We start from the raw sequence: 16,205 nt of genomic DNA on the forward strand, positions 1-16,205 counted from the left end.
CCCCCTCCGTCATCGCCATAAATGGCGCTGACACCTCCCCATTGCTACGCAACAGGGAGGAGAAATATCAGACCACCTCGCCCGACCGGAAGATCAGCGACGAACCCGGTTCGATCGGCGTCCAGACCTCGTCATGGGTCAGGGGTTGGGTGGCGATAATGATCACCTTGTCGTCCGGCGTCGTTTCCTGCGCGAAATCGACCACCATGTCCTCATCGATCAGGGTCGCCTGACCGAAAGGCGCACGGCGCTGAATATAGGTCAGCTTTTTCGTGCAACTGGCGTAGAGCGAGCGGCCGTCGGTCAGCAAGGCATTGAACACGCCCATCTTCCTCAGTTCACCGAACAGCCGCTTGACCTCCTTGTCCAGCACGCGGGCCGGCGGATAGTCCATATATTTGCGCACCAGTTGATCGAGTATCCAGCAGAAGGCGTGCTCGGAATCGGTCGTGCCGATGGGGCGGAAGAAGCTCAGGGGCAGGGCTTTCACGCCCTTGAGTTGGCCATTGTGCGCAAAGGTCCACGCCCGGCCCCACAGTTCGCGGGTAAAGGGGTGGGTGTTTTCCAGCGCCACGCGTCCGCGATTGGCCTTGCGCACGTGGGCGATGACCGTCTTGGACTTGATGGGGTAGTTGCGCATCAGCGCCGCCAGTTCCGACGTCGCCGACGGGTTCGGGTCGTGGAAATTGCGGCAGCCCTTCTGCTCATAGAAGCTTATGCCCCAGCCGTCGGCGTGCGGACCGGTGGCCCCGCCGCGTTTGGCCAGGGCCGTGAAGGAAAATCGGATGTCGGTGGGCACATTGGCGCTCATGCCCAGAAGTTCGCACATATCGGTCTACCGGAACGCTGTCTTTTCTCAGGTGTAACAGGCGCAACGGGACGGCGGCAAACGAGGCTTTCTATCTGCTTGGGTGAGAAGAGATGCGCCAATCGTGCAAGACGGCTGAAGCGCAATCCACAAAGTGGGAACCGGCTTTTGGATTCAATGGCGCGACCCCTTTAATGTGATTGCCCGTTTACAAATCCCGGTCTACCAATGCGTCCGGTATTTTCCGGCCGCGTTCGGGCCGCCTTTTTCATTTCAGACGGAGACTTCTCATGAAACGCACGGCAACCGCCCAGTGGCGCGGCGACGGCATGACCGGCACCGGCACGCTCACCACTCAGAGCGGCGCGTTCAAGGCCCAGCCCTACAGTTTCAAGACCCGTTTCGGCGACGAAGAGGGCAAGGCCGGGACCAATCCGGAAGAGCTGATCGCGGCGGCGCATTCGGGCTGTTTCACCATGGCCCTGTCCTTCGCTCTGGCCAAGGCCGGCTTCACGGCGGAGCTGCTGGAAACCGAAGCCGTGGTCGAGGTCACGCCCTCGGAAGCGGGCTTTTCCATTACCGGCATCACGCTGAAGCTCAAGGCCAATATTCCGGGTGTCTCGCCGGAGCAGTTCCAGGAACTGGCCGCCGGGGCCAAGGCCGGCTGCCCGATTTCCAAGGCGCTGGCTGCGGTGCCGATCACGCTGGAAGCCGAACTGGCTTAATCCTCTTATACCTCCCTGCCTCTGGCGGGGAGGGGGACCGCACGAGACGGCGAAGCCGTTGAGATGTGGGGGTGGGGGTTCTTTCTGAATTTCCGCGAACCCATAGGGTGGATAGATCGCAAGATACCCCACCACCACACCCTGCGGGCGCGGTCCCCCTCCCCAGCAAGCTGGGGAGGTATAGTTTCCCTACTTAAACAACGCCCGCTCGCCCCCGATGACGCGCTCATAACCGAACAGCACTTCGGCATCGGGTTGCGGCACATCGACCGAATAGGCCGGGCAGCCCAGACTATGCAGGACGTGGCGGATGATATTGATCCGCGCGTCCTTTTTCTTGTCGGTCTTGACGCAGGTCCACGGCCCGCCCGCGTGGTGCGAGCGGCGCAGCATCTCGTCGCGCGCCGCGGAATAGGCGTCCCACTTGTCCTGCGCCACCGCATCGAGTGGTGACACCTTCAGGCGTTTTAGCGGGTCCGAGCGCCGGTCGTCCAGCCGTTCCTTCTGCTCTTTCTTGGAAATATCGAGCCACAGCTTGATCAGGACGATGCCGGCGTCGTCGAGCATCATCTCGAACGGCGTCACGTCGCGCAGAAAGATTTCCTGTTCCTGCGGCGTGGAAAATCCCATGACTTTTTCGACGCCGGCGCGGTTATACCAGGAGCGGTTGAAGATGACCCATTCCCCGGCGGCGGGCAGGTGTTCGGCATAGCGCTGAAACCACCACTGGGTCTTTTCTCGGTCCGATGGCTTGGGCAGGGCGATGACGCGCGTCTGGCGCACCGACAGATGCTCGGTGATGCGTTTGATGGCCCCGTCCTTGCCCGCGCTGTCGCGGCCTTCGAGGACAAGGCAGATCTTCTTGCCCTCAGCCTGCGCCCAGATCTGGGCGTCGACCAGCGCCACCTGCAGCCGGGCCAGTTCCGCTTCGTAGACGTCGTCGTTCATGCGCGCGCTCCTGTGTCCAAAGCGGGCAGCGTGACGCGCACAGGTCAAAAATTCAATAGTGACTTAGGCCACGCGACGGTCGTTGAGCACGATCAGGCGTGTATGGGCCTGCAGCACCTCGGTCTGGGTGTCCTCGATCTGGGCGGCGTGCAGGGTCAGCGGTCCGGCCAGCGGCGCGCCCATGTCGAGCGGATGCGTGTGCTCGAAATCCGCGGGCAGACCGCTCTTGATCTCATAGATGCCGGCGAAGCGATCGACCAGGCCGTCTGCGTTGCGCAGCGGCACGAGGACCATTTCGGCGCCGAGGTCGCCCGCTTGCGTCGGCAGGCTGATTTTGAGGCGCAACGCCTCCTCGCGCTGACGCGCCAGGGTCAGGGCGGCGACCAACAGCGCCTGATGCGGTTTCTCGAACAGGCCGCTGAAGGCGCGCCCCTTGAAGCCCGTTCCGTGCAGGCGCTCGACCCGCTCGCCGATCAGGCGAAAGCGGAAGCCGTCGCGCGCCGTCAGCACGAAGACCGAAGGCAGGAGCGACTTCAGTTGAACCGGATCGAAGGCGGCGCGCTGCGGCGTCTGCCCGGCCTTGCGGCGCAGGTTCTGCCAGTAGGTGAGAAACATCCCTGTATCATTGTGAGCCATGGGGGCCTCCTTTTCCGATGACGGAGCAAAAAGCCGGCCTGCGAGCGCGATCCGAAAAGTGGGAACCGGTTTTCGGATTAAATTGCGCGACCACTTACGTCACGCACCCTGAGGGGGAAATATCTTTCAACGGGAGCCGTCCCGCTTAATATTACCGCAAGACGCCTGTGCTATGACCGCCGCAACTATACTTTCACCCCCGATCTGCGGGACTGAACCCGTCCGGTACGGAACTTGCTCAGGGTGTGGCAGAACGGGCCCCACGTGTGTCAGGATGGCGCATTTCGGGACACACCGATCGCAAGACCACAGACCTTTGAGCGGTTGCCGTGCCCGGAACGAACGGGCGGCCCGACCCAGACTTTAGGAGCGTTACATGCGCGTTAGCTTTGCGAAAACACTGGCGGCCCTGGTCGGGTTCGGCATGATGATGACGGCCAGCGCCGCCCTGGCTGGCGCGGGCTGCAATAACGGCTGTTCGCCGCCCCCGCCGCCCAGCCCGCCTTCGCATCCGGGTAAGCCCGGCATGCCCTGCGGCGGCGGCAAGTGCGGCGGCGGCGGTAATGTCAACGTTAATGTCAATGTGAACGTCAAGGCCAGCGCGAGCGCCGGCGCCTGGGGTCCCGGCGCCTTCAACGGCTCGAATTCCGGCGCGGTCGCTTACGGCGGCGGCTACGGCAACTGGTCTCAGGCGCAGGGCATCCCCTCGACCATGGGCCTGAACGTCGAAGGCGGCGAAATGCGCGCCATGGAATCCTATCAGGCCTCGCGCTCTTCGACCCGCATGATGATCATCGAAGCCGCCTGCATCGACGACAAGGGCGTCCCGCACCCCGCGTCGCAGGTCTTCGGCGGCAAGGACGTCAACAGCGCCTATGCCGGTGAAGTCTACCGCTGCATCGCCGGGACGAAGATGCGCTACACACTGACCGACAAGGAAGGCGGCGACGGCAAGTCCTACGACTGCCGCAAGGGCGAGGCCCTGTGGCACGAAGGCAATCAGGTCCGCTGCCAGACGCAGCAGGCCGCGCGCGCCTGTAACGAGCGCTCGCTGCTGCGCAAGTTCGGCGCCGGCATCAAGATCCTGACCCTGGTCACCACCGAGAACTATATGGCCCAGCGCGAAGTCGTGAAGCAGTCGTCGGCGTCGTATTCGTCGACCATGGTCTTTGACGGCGGCGTCGGCGGGTTTGTTCAGTAAAAGGCTTGCCCGGAACCGGCAGTCTCGCCGCGTCCGACCGGCGTTTTCCAGGACCAAACGATAGGCCTATAACCAGAAACTCGGCTGATATCCTTAAGCCCCGGTTCGTGAGAGCCGGGGTTTTTTACGTCAATAGCGTACCGGCGTGTCGGTCTTCAGGCCCAGCACGGTCAGGACGTGGATGATCAGAAAGATCGTCACCGTCGCCGACAGCAGCATGAGGAAGCGCCACGGGATCAGCCGCGGGGTTTCCTTGCGCAGATCGGGTGGTTGCGCACCCAGCCAGCCGGACAGAACGGTCAGGCCCGCGAACAGGGCCAGCAGGGTCAGGGTTAAGGGCAGCGGTATATCCATGCGCCGCATATGGGCCTTTAAGCGCGCCCCGACGCAAGGGGTGTTGCGTTTTTTTGTGGATAAGCGGTATGGAGAGACTGGCTTCGCCAGAAAAGCGATTCGTTCAGGTGCGTCTTCCACAGAAGAATGACGTTCTCCCAGATGTTGGGGTTAACAAAAGGTTTACACCCCAGATGATGCGTATTAGCCTTTTTCGCAAAGGTTGATAGGGGATTCGTATGAGCGGCACGCCTTGGAGCGTAAAGGGCATTGACGCCAAGGCGCGGGAAGTGGCCAAGGAACTGGCGCACCGGTCCGGCATGACGCTCGGCGAATGGCTCAACCAGATGATTCTCAAGGGCGAAGATGTCGACGCGGCCATCCGCCGTGAGCGCCAGCGCGCCGCCCGTTCGCCCGCGCCGCGCACCCGTCGCGCGCCCGAACCCGTTCAGGATTACGCCGAAGGCGAGTTCGAAGATGACGTCTACGAACTGCGCGATCCGGCACCGCAATCGGCACCTGCGCGCCGTCCGGCTCCCTATTCCGCTGCGGCCGAACGCCAAATGGATGCTCGCCGCCGGGCGCCCATCGCCGCCCCCTATTACGACGAAGCGCCCACCCGAGACAGAGATGGCGGCGATATCGGCAAGGTGACGCGTGTTCTGGAAACGCTCGGTTCGCGCATCGAATCCTCCGAAATGCGTTCGGCCACAGCCGTGCGCGGGGTGTCGCACGCCGTGGAGGCCTTGCTCAACCGTCTGGAGCGCTCGGAAAGCGCGCTGGCGGACTCCGTGGCCGAAACCGAGGCCCGCTTTAGCGACAAGACCCGCGAAGTCCTCGATTCGATGGCCGATTCGCGTGAGTGGCTGGCGCGCGGCGATGCCGACCGCTCGGCCCTGTCCGAACGTCTCGAAACGGCGGAGCGTCTGGTCGATGCGCAGGCCGAGCGACTTGAGGGCCTGTCCGGTCACCTGCGCGAAGAGCGCGAGCGCATCGCCCGTCTCGAAGCCGAACTGAAAGCCAATCCGGCCAAGGACGCGTTCGCCACCGTCGAAGGCGCGGTGGGCCGTCTGGCCAATCAGCTTTATGAGAATGACGTCCGTTCGCGCGACGTGCTGAAAGACCTGCGCGGCGATCTGGTCGGCCTGTCGCACCGTCTGAGCCAGGTCGAACTGCGCGACCCGGATGCGGCGGCGCAGGCTCTGGTCGATCGTGTGGCGGCGCAGTTTTCGCAGCGCCTTGAGGCCGCCGAAGCGCGCACCTCGACCGCCATCCGCAGTCTGGAGCAGGCCTTCACGGCGCTGGACGCCCGCCTGAATCGCGCCGAAGCGCAGGGCGACGTCACCGATCCCGAATCGGTGCAATCGCTGAGCCGTCTGACCGCCGATCTGACCCGCCGCGTCGAGGAATCGCGCTACGAGGTCATCCGCCTGCTGGAAAACAGCCAGAAGCAGTCGCTGGACGAGACCGTGGCCGCCGTCGATGCCCGCCTGAAGGCTGCCGAATCGCGTCAGGCGCGCGCCATCGAAACCCTGGGACAGGACGTCCTGAAAATCGCCGACAACCTCAACCGCAAGGTGGCGGCCGTGCAGAAATCGGGTAACGACGCCGTCGCCCATATCGCGGCGGACATGAAGCGTCTCAACGACCGCGTCGAAGCAGGCTTCCACGAGGCCGACGCCACTCACGCCCGTGCGCTGGAGCGCCTGAGCGGTGAGATCGCGCGCATTTCCGAAAGCCTGACGCGCAAGATTTCCGACACGGAAAAGCGCACGGCGCAGGTGCTGGAAGGCGTGGGCGAGGAGATGGACACCCGCCATCAGCGCGTCCATTCCGACATCGCCGAACGTATCCGCCAGAGCGAGGAGCGGACCCAGAAGCTGCTCGAAGAGGCGCGCAACAAGATCGATGCGCGCCTTGGGCACGCCCAGACGCAGAGCCTCCTGCGCGAAGCCGAACGCGAGGAGCCCAAGGCTCCAATCTTCGCGCCGACCGAATTGCAGCAAAAGCCTTTCTCGGCCTTTGAGCACGGCTTCGACGAGGCGCCGCAGGCCACACCCGTTGCGACCCCGCTCGCGGCGGCGGAGCCGGTGGTCAAGGCTGAGGTCAGGAGCGATGTCACCGACACCGACATCACGGGCCGTTTGCTGGAGCCGGTGACGCAGTTCGGGCATGATCCGTTCGAGGATGACCCCTTCGACGATCTGGTCGAGCCTGAGGCGAGCAAGGTGGCGGACCCCTTTGCCGAGGCCCTGACCCACGAACCGCTGACCGAGGATGACGGTCTGGCCATGCAGGCCCCGCTCAAGCCGCACGTCAGCCGCGAGCCCGATCCGTTCAACGACGACTTCGACTCAGACCCGTTTGCCGATGTCGATGCGTCGCGCAAGGCCGCTCCGGCCAATTTGCACGACGCGCCCGCCTATGAGGACGGCGTTTCGATGTCGACGCGCGACGCCCTGGCGGCAGCGCGGGCGGCGGTGCGCGCCTCGATCGAGGGGGCGGACGCCAAGAAGCCGCTGGGCCTGAAACTGGGCGTGTCGCGCACCCGCGATGCCGAGCCCAAGCCGGCGAAGGCCAAGGGCAAGACCCTGCTCAATGCTTTCAAGGCGTCGTCCGTTGCGGTGATCCTCACCGCGGGCGCTGTGGGCACCTATTATCTGGCGCGCGACAAGGACGACGCTGCGCCCAAAGCCAAGCCGACGCTGGCCGCCACCGCCGTGGCCTCGCCGCAGCCGGTGGCGCATAGCCCTGAAGACCTGAACCGCCTGAAAGCCATGTACGAATCGGCGGCGATGGCGCTGAAAGCCAACGACGCCAAGGCGGTCGAGGCCATGCGCACCGTCGCCGACATGGGTTATCCGGCGGCGCAGTACGAGATGAGCGTCATGTACGACGAAGGCATCGACGGCCTCGTCGTGGCGGACAAGGTGCAGGCTCGTCGCTGGGCCGGCCTCGCCGCACAGGGTGGTCATCCGTCGGCCATGTATAATTTCGGCCTGATGAACTATACCGGTCAGGGCGGCCCCGTCGATTATAACGCGGCCGCCTCGTGGCTGCGCAAATCGGCGGAATACGGCGTGCGCGACGGTCAATTCGGCATCGGCGTCATGTACATGCAGGGGCAGGCCGTCGCCGAAAACGCGCCGGAGGCCTATAAGTGGCTGTCCATCGCCGCGCGCAACGGCGATACCGAAGCCGAAAGCATGCTCAAGGATTTGCGCAAGCGTCTGACGCCGGAGCAACTGGCCAATGCCCAGGCGGCGGCTCGTGCCTATTCGCCGCTGAAAGCCCGGACCGACGACGCCAGCTTAGCGGCCCGTTAACCCTGAACGGGCGATAAGACATGGCCAGCCATGGCGGAGTGTGACAGCCTCCATCCGCCGAAAAGCCCGGTCGTCAGCGAGGCCTGAAGTGGAACTGTACCTGCCCATCGCCGAAATGTCGGTGAATGTCTGGCTTATGGCCGGACTGGGCGTCGTCGTGGGTTTCCTGTCAGGCCTGTTCGGCGTCGGTGGCGGCTTTCTGATGGCGCCGGTGCTGGTGGCGCTGGGCATCCCGCCGTCTATCGCCGTGGCGTCTCAGGCCGGGCACGTGCTGGCCACCTCGACCTCTTCCGTGATGAGCTATGGCCGTGAGGCCAATGTCGACTACCGCATGGGTGCGGTCATGGCCGGCGGCGGCGTTGTCGGCGCCATTGCCGGCGTCGAGGTCTTTCGTATTCTACGCCTGCTGGGTCAGGCCGATCTGATGGTCGCGGTGCTCTATCTGCTGTTGCTCGGCACCATCGGCGGCATGATGCTCAATGAGAGCCTGCGCGCCCTGTTCCGGGCGCGCGACGGCCTGCCTGCCGAACGGCCCAAGGTCAAGCGTCCCGGCTGGCTCTACGCCCTGCCGTACAAGATGCGTTTCCCGGTGTCGGGTCTCTATATCTCGGTCATTCCGCCCATCGCCATCGGCTTCGTCGTCGGGCTGCTGGCCGCGCTGATGGGGGTCGGCGGCGGCTTTCTGGTCGTGCCGGCCATGATCTATCTGCTGCGCATGAAGGCTTCAGCCGTGGTCGGCACCAGCCTGTTTCAGATCGTCATTACAACCCTTGTCACCATGATCCTTCAGGCCGTGCGCAACCATACGGTCGATGCGGTGCTGGCCTTCATCCTGCTGATCGGCGGGGTGATAGGCGGGCAATTGGGTATCCGCGCCGCGACCCGCTTCCGCGCCGAGCAGATGCGCGTGGTGCTGGCCATTATTATCCTGATGGCGGGTCTGCAGATGGGCTTCACCCTGTTCGTGCCGCCCGAAGACCCGTTCATCCTCGCGCCGACAAACGGATAGGGGAGGGATATGGTCGCCGCCTCGCTCCCTGCCGAAATCACCGCCCCGGCCCCCGCCGCGCCGGCGCCCTATATCGAGACGCAACCGGCGGCGGGGGTGTCTCAGGAACTTCTGTCCACCGACCTGACCCAGAACCGTATCGAGGTGTCGTCCTCGTTTCAGGGCGCGAAAGTCATCCTCTACGGCGCGGTGTTTCAGCCGGACGATGAGCCCTCGGACGTGGTGGTCGTCATTCGCGGGCCGCAGGCCTCGATGCGCCTGATCCGCAAGGTCAAGGCCGGAGCGGTGTGGCTCAATTCGCGCCCGGTCGTCTTTGAAGGCGCACCGGGCTACTACATGGCGGCGTCTTCGCAGCCGCTCGACCGCATCACCGACTTTTCGCACCGGCGGCTGCTGGGGCTGGGGCTCGACTATATCGCCATGGACACGTCGCGCGAGAACAAGGTGGTGACGCGCTATGGCGTCAAGGATGTGGTCGTCAACGGCATCGAAGACGACTATCTCGACTGGCGGCGCGCGGTTATCCGGCTGAAGACCAAGGCCGGACTGTATAACGACAATCCGCTGGGCGTGCGCTTTGTGGATCGCAACCTGTTCCGCGCCGAAGTGACTCTGCCGTCGGAAGCGCCGATCGGCGACTATACGGCGGAGGTCTGGCTGTTCCGCGACGGCCAGCCGGTGGGCTACAGCGAAAAGTCCCTGACGGTGGAGAAGGTCGGCTTCGAGCGCTTCATCTTCAATGTCGCCCATCGCCATGCGTGGCTGTACGGGTTCGCCTGCGTGGTTATGAGTATGGGCATGGGTGCGCTGGCGTCGCGATTGTTCAGACGGGGGTGATTTTCCCTCTCCCTTGAGGGAGAGGGTGGCCTGAAAGGCCGGGTGAGGGGGATAAGTACTGAGATTGTAACTCCCCCCTCACCCCAGCCCTCTCCCTCAAGGGAGAGGGGGCTTTTACTCGCGAGCCATAACGACTACATTGCCCCGGTGAGTCCTGAGTTTCCCGACATCGCCGATCAGACGCCGTCCGTTGACACGGACGCCCCCCTGCGCGTGCATCTGCCGGCGCAGGGCTTCGCGCTGCTGCCGTCGAGCGGTGCCTTCAGCGACGGGCACGTGTCGCGGCGTATCGGGGCGCCCGAAGCGCGTGAAGCCTGGGGTCGTGAGCCGCTGCTGATCGTCAATGCGCCGCTGATCCGTCAGCGCCTGTTTGGACAGCGCGCTTTCCGCGAAGCCAAGCATTTCGATCTTCTGGAGCTGTTTGCCTTTGTGCGTCCGGCGCGATTTGCCGCCCCATCGGTGGCCGGCATGGCGCTGGCGATGGGCTATGGCGAGCCCGAAGGCGCCGAGGCGCAGGCCGCCGTCGTCTATCAGGTGGCGCTGGCGCTGGGCCGCGAACTGTCCGACGCGCCGCTGGCCTTTCGTCTGATGGCCAAGGCCTCGCTCGATTTCATGAAGCGGCAGGGCTGGGCCTGGGGACCATTCGTCGAGGCGGCGCTGGATCAGAAACCGGTTCCCGAAGGCTATGTCGCCCCGCCGCCGCTGGAGGTGTGGTCGCTGCTCGAAGAGTGGGAGGAGCAGGCCCCCGCCGGCGATGCGCGTCAGGTCAGCCTGAGCGAGGACGAGGTGCTCAAGGGCTTGAAGGACAATCTCAACCGCGCGGGTCTTCAGGAAGGGCGTCCGGAGCAACAGACCTTCGCCCTCAGAACGCGGGAAATGTTCGCGCCGAAATGGGCCAGCGAACAGCCCAACATGCTGCTGCTCGAAGCCGGGACCGGCACGGGAAAGACGCTCGGCTATCTGTCGCCCGCGCGGCAATGGGCCGAAAAAGCGCAGGGCCGCGTCTGGGTTTCGACCTATACCAAGGCCCTGCAAAAACAGATATATAACGATACGCGCGCCCTGTTCGACAGCGAGGGTGAGCGCGAAAACAAGGTCGCCATCCGCAAGGGGCGCGAAAACTATCTGTGCCTGCTGAACTGGCAGGAGCGGCTGGCCCCCCTGACGCAGGGGCCGGGTGAGGCGATTATTGCGGCGCTGGTGGCGCGCTGGATCGTCTACAGCCGCGACGGCGATATTGTCGGCGGGGACTTTCCCACCTGGCTGCCGTCGCTTCTGCCGGCGGGTTCGGCGGCGGCCATGTTCGGCGCGCTCAACCCGGCCCATCTGGTCGACCGGCGCGGCGAGTGCATCTACAGTGCCTGCGCCCACTACCGGACCTGCTTCGTCGAAAAGTCGATCCGCAAGGCCAAGTCGGCGCAAATCATCATCGCCAATCATGCGCTGGTCATGGCGCAGGCCGCCTACGACGTGCGCGAAGCGTCGAAGGCCGAGCAGGGAGCCCCGACGGTCGAGCCGGAAACGCCGGGCCTGTCGCGGCTGGTTTTCGACGAAGGCCACCATGTGTTTGAGGCCGCCGACGGGGCTTTTTCCTCGGAACTGTCGGGCTTCGAGGCCTATGAGCTGCGCCGCTGGATACGCGGCAATGAAGGGCGCGGGCGGCGCTCGCGCGGGCTGGAGCAGCGTCTGGGCGACCTGCTGGCGACGCGTGAAGTGGCGCAGAACGCCCTGAAGGACCTGATCCGCGCCGCGCACCTGCTGCCCTCCGAGGGCTGGTCGCAGCGCCTGACCACGCGCACCCAGTCGGGCGAGATGATGGCCCCGGTCGGGCCGGTCGAGGCTCTGCTGGCCGCCGCGCTGAAACAGATCGAGGTGCGCGGGCAGGAGAGCACGGCCCGAAGCCGCTATCGCCCCGAAGCCGACAATGCCGAATGCGAGGCGCATCCCTGCCTGCCCGAAGTCGCCGAAGCGGCCTCGCTGGCGGCAAGGGCGCTGCAATCGATCGAAGCGCCGCTGCTGGCGCTGGTGCGCGCTATTGAAGATATTCTGACCGGCGAGGAAGAGATCGATCTGGCCGAACGCACGCGGCTGGACGGGGCCTTGCGCGGGCTGGAGCGGCGCGCGCGTATGACGCTCCCGGCGTGGCGCAGCCTGTTGCAGCAACTGGCCTATGCCGAAGACGAAGACCCGACACAGCCCTCGCCCTATGTCGACTGGTTCGCCACCATCACACACGGCGGGCGTCTGGTCGATGTCGGCCTGCACCGCCACTTCGTCGATCCGTCCGTGCCGCTGGCCGACTATGTGCTGAAACCGGCGCATGGGGTGCTGATGGCCTCGGCGACCTTGTCGGACAAGGCATTGGCGGAACAACCTGCCGAAGACCCGTTCTCGCTGGCCAGGCAGCGCACCGGGGCGGCGCATCTGTCGATGGGGGCCAAGACCCTGCGCATCGCCTCGCCCTTCGATTACGAAGCGCAGGCGCGGCTGTTCGTCGTCACCGACGTGCCGCGCGACGACCCGCGCGCCGTGGCCACGGCCATGAAGGCGCTGTTCCTGTCCGCCGGAGGCGGGGGGCTGGGGCTTTTCACCGCCATCCGCCGTCTCAAGGCCGTCTATGAGCAGCTTTACCGGCCCTTGGGCGAGGCGGGGATTTCGCTCTATGCCCAGCACGTCGATCCGCTCGACGTATCGGACCTGATCAGTGTATTCCGTTCCGAGCGCCATTCGTGCCTGCTGGGGACCGACGCCGTGCGCGACGGGGTGGACGTGCCGGGGCAGGCCCTGCGGCTGATCGCCTTCGACCGCATTCCGTGGCCGCGCCCGGACGCCCTGCACAAGGCGCGACGCGCGCATTTCGGGGCCAAGCTGTATGACGACGCGCTGGTGCGTGCCAAGCTGGCTCAGGCCTTCGGGCGACTGATCCGCCGGGCCGACGACCGGGGCGTGTTCGTGATGCTCGACTCCGCCGCTCCGACACGGCTGTTCGCCTCATTGCCGGACGGGGTGGTGTTGCAGCGCTGCACGCTGGCCGAGGCGGTGACGGCGATCGAGGGGTTTCTGCCGCGGGAGTAGGGGGTAAGAAAGATACCCCACCACCACATCTCGCCGCCTTTGGCGGGCGCGTGCGGTCCCCCTCCCCGGCATAGCCGGGGAGGTATAGGTTCGCCTGACATCATACCTCCCCAACTTGTTGGTGAGGGGGACCATGAGTGAGGCGAAGAGTGGTGGGGTTTCTTGAGTCACACACTGCATTGACCCCCCGTCCGTCACGGCCTAAGAGTGCGCGCGAAATCGCCGTGCAGAGTAGCCTGACATGATGCTGAAAAATCCCGCCAGCAAGTATCGCCCCTTCGTCTTCCCGTACGACATGTCCGACCGGACCTGGCCGTCGAAGACCATCGACAAGGCGCCACGCTGGCTATCGACGGACCTGCGCGACGGCAATCAGGCGCTGGCCGACCCGATGGATGTCGAAAAGAAGATGCGCTTCTGGAAGACGTTGATGCAGATCGGCGTCAAGGAGGTCGAGGTCGGCTTCCCCTCCGCGTCGCAGATCGAGTTCGATTTCGTGCGCAAGCTGATCGAGGAAGATCACATCCCCGACGACGTGACGATTCAGGTGCTGGTGCAGGCGCGCGAAGACCTGATCCTGCGCACCTTCGAGTCGCTCAAGGGTGCGAAGAAGGCCTGCATCCACTTCTATAACGCCACCTCGCCGCTGTTCCGCCGCGTGGTGTTCGGGCTGGAAAAGGCCGATGTGCTGGCGCTGGCCGTAAAGGCCGCCGGCATCATCAAGGCCGAAGCGGCGAAAGCCCCTGAGACCGAGTGGTCGTTCGAATATTCGCCGGAGACCTTCTCGGCCACCGAGCCCGACTTTGCGGTAGAGGTCTGCGAGCGCGTGATGGACGTGTGGGAGGCATCGCCGGAAAAGCCGGTCATCCTCAACCTGCCGGCCACGGTCGAGGTGTCGTCGCCCAACATCTATGCCGACCAGATCGAATGGTTCTGCCGCCAACTGACGCGTCGGGATTCGGCCATCATCTCGCTTCATCCGCACAATGACCGGGGCACCGGCATCGCGGCGGCGGAACTGGGGATTCTGGCCGGGGCCGACCGCATCGAAGGCTGTCTGTTCGGCAATGGCGAGCGCACCGGCAATGTCGATCTGGTGACGCTGGCGCTCAACATGTATACGCAGGGCGTCAGCCCCGACCTCGATTTCTCCGACATGCGCTCGGTGGTCAATACGGTCATCCACTGCAACAATATCCCGGTCCATCCGCGCCACCCCTATGCCGGCGAACTGGTCTTCACGGCCTTTTCCGGTTCGCATCAGGACGCGATCAAAAAGGGCTTTGCGGTGCATGAGCAGCGCAATGACGATGTCTGGGACATGCCCTACCTGCCGATCGATCCGGCGGACCTCGGCGAAAACTATGAGGCGGTCATCCGCGTCAATTCTCAGTCGGGCAAGGGCGGCATCGCCTGGATTCTGGAGCAGGACAAGGGGCTGAAACTGCCGCGCCGTCTGCAGGTCGATTTTTCGCGCAAGGTGCAGGAAATCGCCGACGCCACCGGTAAGGAGATGCAGGCCGCCGACATCTGGCACGCCTTCGAAGACGCCTATTTTCTCAAAGGCACGCCGAAATACGAACTGGTCGAATATATCGACTCCGGGGCGCGCCGTGCGGGCGTCGATCGCCTGTTCGCCGGGCGCATCACCCATGACGGGATTGAAACCCCGGTGACCGGGCGGGGCAACGGCCTGATGGCCGCCGCCGTCGATGCGCTCAATGCCGCCTATGCGCTGGGGATCGAGGTGTTGGATTATCACGAGCACGCCCTGAGCCGCGGCACCGACGCCAAGGCTGTGGCCTATGTCGAATGCCGCACGCCCGACGATCGCAAGGTCTTCGGCGTCGGCATGGATGTCGATAGCGCCACGGCATCGGTCAAGGCGATCCTGTCGGCAGCGAATGCCTTGTAAAAGCCGGTAAGGCTAGTAAGTTTAGGTTAACAGGTAAGACCCCCTCTCCCTTAAGGGAGAGGGTGGCCCGCGAGGGCCGGGTGAGGGGGCTGTCCCGCGCCGGTTTCCCCCTCACCCCAGCCCTCTCCCTCAAGGGAGAGGGGGTTGAACGGAGCCCTCATGGCCGAAAATCAGGTTGACGTTGCCAAACCGAAAAAGAAGCATTCGCGGCTGGGTCTGTTCCTGCCGATCGGATTGTTCCTGATCGTGGCGCTGGGGTGGAGCGGCTACTGGGTCTTCACCGCGCATCAGATCGAGACGCGTCTGGCCGAACAGACCCAGGTTTTGACCGGCAAGGGCTATAAGGTCGCTCATGCGCCGTTTTCGGTGCAGGGCTATCCCTTCCGCATGTTCATCGAACTGAAGGACGTGCAACTGATCGCGCCCAATGGCAAGGGTCTGTCCGTGCCGGCGCTGGAAGCCGAAGCCTCGGCCTTTGCCCTCGACAAATGGATGTTCGTCGCCACCGACGGCCTGACGCTTTATCGCGGCCGGGCGGGCGATCAGACCGAACTGGGGCAGGTGGCCGTGACCGGCGATGCCCTGCGCGTCAGCGTTTCGGGCTGGACCCAGCCGCTGCAAACCATCGGCCTCGAAGGGCTGAACGCCACCTTCACGCCGTCGAAGCCGGAATATCCCTTCGTCCTGCAAACCGCCCAGCGCCTTGAGGCGCGCGTCACGCCCACTAAGGATGGCGTCGATACGGTCGATTTCATCTGGCGCGCATCGGGCGCTCAGGCCCATCCGCAGAGCCTGCTGGGGCGTCTGGGGCAGGGCAAGAATTTCGACATGGCCTTCCAAGGTCAGATGGCGCAGGCCTCCAAATTCCGCGGCGACCTGAACGGCTGGCGCGAGACCGGCGGCGCCCTGCGTCAGGTGCAGGCCTCGCTGCATGTGGGTGAGCTTGAGGTCTTCGGACGCTCCGAGGCCCTGCTGCTCGACCCCAATCTGGCGCTCAGCGGCCCGCTCGGGCTGGAGGTCAAGGGTTCGGGTGATCCGTTCGCCTTCCTGCTCGGGGCCGGGCTGATCTCGCCGGAATACGAGCCGCTGGCGCGCGCCTTTGTCGGCACCACCATGACGGCCGATAAGCCGGTGAAACTCGACTTCGTTTTCCGCGACGGCGGGGCCTATGTCGGGCCGTTGCGGGTTTCGGCGGCTCCCGTTATCCGCTAACTAGAGCGAGATGATTTAAAGTGGAAACATCATCTCGCTCTCAGTTTTTGAGTGGTCGCGAAATTTTTCCGAAAAGTGGTGCCCACTTTATCGGATTGCGCTCTAAAGAACCGATTGCGTGACGGATATTGTAAAATCACGCGTTTTGTACTGTAATTGAGGGAACTACACTTTCGTTTC

General features: G+C 64.3%; 12 protein-coding genes. 8 read left to right on the plus strand and 4 right to left on the minus strand.

Features of this window, described 5'->3' with window-relative positions:
* Positions 1 to 67: 67 nt before the first annotated feature.
* The gene (locus LH365_RS01975; RefSeq protein ID WP_226744545.1) at positions 68 to 829 is read right to left on the minus strand and encodes a class II glutamine amidotransferase; all 762 of its coding nucleotides are present in this window, start codon (positions 827 to 829) and stop codon (positions 68 to 70) included.
* A gap of 269 nt (positions 830 to 1,098) precedes the next feature.
* Between LH365_RS01975 and LH365_RS01980 the strand changes: the two genes are divergently transcribed.
* A complete protein-coding gene (locus LH365_RS01980) occupies positions 1,099 to 1,533 on the plus strand; it encodes an OsmC family peroxiredoxin (RefSeq protein WP_226744546.1) in 435 nt (144 codons plus the stop codon).
* Between the two features lie 189 nt (positions 1,534 to 1,722).
* On the opposite strand, the gene ppk2 is transcribed toward LH365_RS01980, so the two are convergent.
* Together ppk2 and LH365_RS01990 are read right to left on the minus strand one after the other, a co-directional pair.
* Positions 1,723 to 2,481, minus strand: coding sequence for a polyphosphate kinase 2 (gene ppk2, locus LH365_RS01985; RefSeq protein WP_226744547.1), 759 nt, complete (start codon positions 2,479 to 2,481; stop codon positions 1,723 to 1,725).
* A 63-nt stretch (positions 2,482 to 2,544) separates the two neighbouring features.
* Positions 2,545 to 3,117: a PAS domain-containing protein gene (locus tag LH365_RS01990; protein ID WP_226744548.1), complete on the minus strand. Its 573-nt coding sequence runs from the start codon at positions 3,115 to 3,117 to the stop codon at positions 2,545 to 2,547.
* Positions 3,118 to 3,493: 376 nt separating this feature from the next.
* On the opposite strand from LH365_RS01990, the gene LH365_RS01995 reads away from it, so the two are divergent.
* On the plus strand, positions 3,494 to 4,318 hold the full coding sequence (locus tag LH365_RS01995; protein WP_226744549.1) for a hypothetical protein: 825 nt from the start codon (positions 3,494 to 3,496) through the stop codon (positions 4,316 to 4,318).
* Between the two features lie 129 nt (positions 4,319 to 4,447).
* Here LH365_RS01995 and LH365_RS02000 read toward each other — a convergent pair whose 3' ends face one another.
* Positions 4,448 to 4,672, minus strand: coding sequence for a hypothetical protein (locus tag LH365_RS02000; RefSeq protein WP_226744550.1), 225 nt, complete (start codon positions 4,670 to 4,672; stop codon positions 4,448 to 4,450).
* Between the two features lie 218 nt (positions 4,673 to 4,890).
* Between LH365_RS02000 and LH365_RS02005 the strand changes: the two genes are divergently transcribed.
* The 6 genes from LH365_RS02005 (at position 4,891) to LH365_RS02030 (ending at position 16,025) form a co-directional block, all read left to right on the plus strand.
* On the plus strand, positions 4,891 to 7,977 hold the full coding sequence (locus LH365_RS02005) for a hypothetical protein (protein ID WP_226744551.1): 3,087 nt from the start codon (positions 4,891 to 4,893) through the stop codon (positions 7,975 to 7,977).
* Between the two features lie 88 nt (positions 7,978 to 8,065).
* Positions 8,066 to 8,986, plus strand: coding sequence for a sulfite exporter TauE/SafE family protein (locus tag LH365_RS02010; RefSeq protein WP_226744552.1), 921 nt, complete (start codon positions 8,066 to 8,068; stop codon positions 8,984 to 8,986).
* A 9-nt stretch (positions 8,987 to 8,995) separates the two neighbouring features.
* Entirely contained in the window at positions 8,996 to 9,823 is an 828-nt protein-coding gene (locus LH365_RS02015) for a TIGR02186 family protein (RefSeq protein WP_226744553.1), read from the plus strand.
* A 147-nt stretch (positions 9,824 to 9,970) separates the two neighbouring features.
* Complete coding sequence (locus LH365_RS02020; RefSeq protein WP_226744554.1) at positions 9,971 to 12,898, plus strand: ATP-dependent DNA helicase; 2,928 nt, start codon at positions 9,971 to 9,973, stop codon at positions 12,896 to 12,898.
* A 241-nt stretch (positions 12,899 to 13,139) separates the two neighbouring features.
* Positions 13,140 to 14,813, plus strand: coding sequence for a 2-isopropylmalate synthase (leuA, locus tag LH365_RS02025; protein ID WP_226744555.1), 1,674 nt, complete (start codon positions 13,140 to 13,142; stop codon positions 14,811 to 14,813).
* A 159-nt stretch (positions 14,814 to 14,972) separates the two neighbouring features.
* On the plus strand, positions 14,973 to 16,025 hold the full coding sequence (locus tag LH365_RS02030) for a DUF2125 domain-containing protein (RefSeq protein WP_226744556.1): 1,053 nt from the start codon (positions 14,973 to 14,975) through the stop codon (positions 16,023 to 16,025).
* Positions 16,026 to 16,205 lie beyond the last annotated feature (180 nt).

The organism is Asticcacaulis sp. AND118 (assembly GCF_020535245.1).
GTDB lineage: Bacteria > Pseudomonadota > Alphaproteobacteria > Caulobacterales > Caulobacteraceae > Asticcacaulis.

Excerpts from the sequence above, each read along its gene's own strand:
- LH365_RS01975 (WP_226744545.1), bottom strand. The coding sequence starts at position 829 with ATGTGCGAACTTCTGGGCATGAGCGCCAATGTGCCCACCGACATCCGA.
- LH365_RS01980 (WP_226744546.1), top strand. The coding sequence starts at position 1,099 with ATGAAACGCACGGCAACCGCCCAGTGGCGCGGCGACGGCATGACCGGC.
- ppk2 (WP_226744547.1), bottom strand. The coding sequence starts at position 2,481 with ATGAACGACGACGTCTACGAAGCGGAACTGGCCCGGCTGCAGGTGGCG.
- LH365_RS01990 (WP_226744548.1), bottom strand. The coding sequence starts at position 3,117 with ATGGCTCACAATGATACAGGGATGTTTCTCACCTACTGGCAGAACCTG.
- LH365_RS01995 (WP_226744549.1), top strand. The coding sequence starts at position 3,494 with ATGCGCGTTAGCTTTGCGAAAACACTGGCGGCCCTGGTCGGGTTCGGC.
- LH365_RS02000 (WP_226744550.1), bottom strand. The coding sequence starts at position 4,672 with ATGGATATACCGCTGCCCTTAACCCTGACCCTGCTGGCCCTGTTCGCG.
- LH365_RS02005 (WP_226744551.1), top strand. The coding sequence starts at position 4,891 with ATGAGCGGCACGCCTTGGAGCGTAAAGGGCATTGACGCCAAGGCGCGG.
- LH365_RS02015 (WP_226744553.1), top strand. The coding sequence starts at position 8,996 with ATGGTCGCCGCCTCGCTCCCTGCCGAAATCACCGCCCCGGCCCCCGCC.
- leuA (WP_226744555.1), top strand. The coding sequence starts at position 13,140 with ATGATGCTGAAAAATCCCGCCAGCAAGTATCGCCCCTTCGTCTTCCCG.
- LH365_RS02030 (WP_226744556.1), top strand. The coding sequence starts at position 14,973 with ATGGCCGAAAATCAGGTTGACGTTGCCAAACCGAAAAAGAAGCATTCG.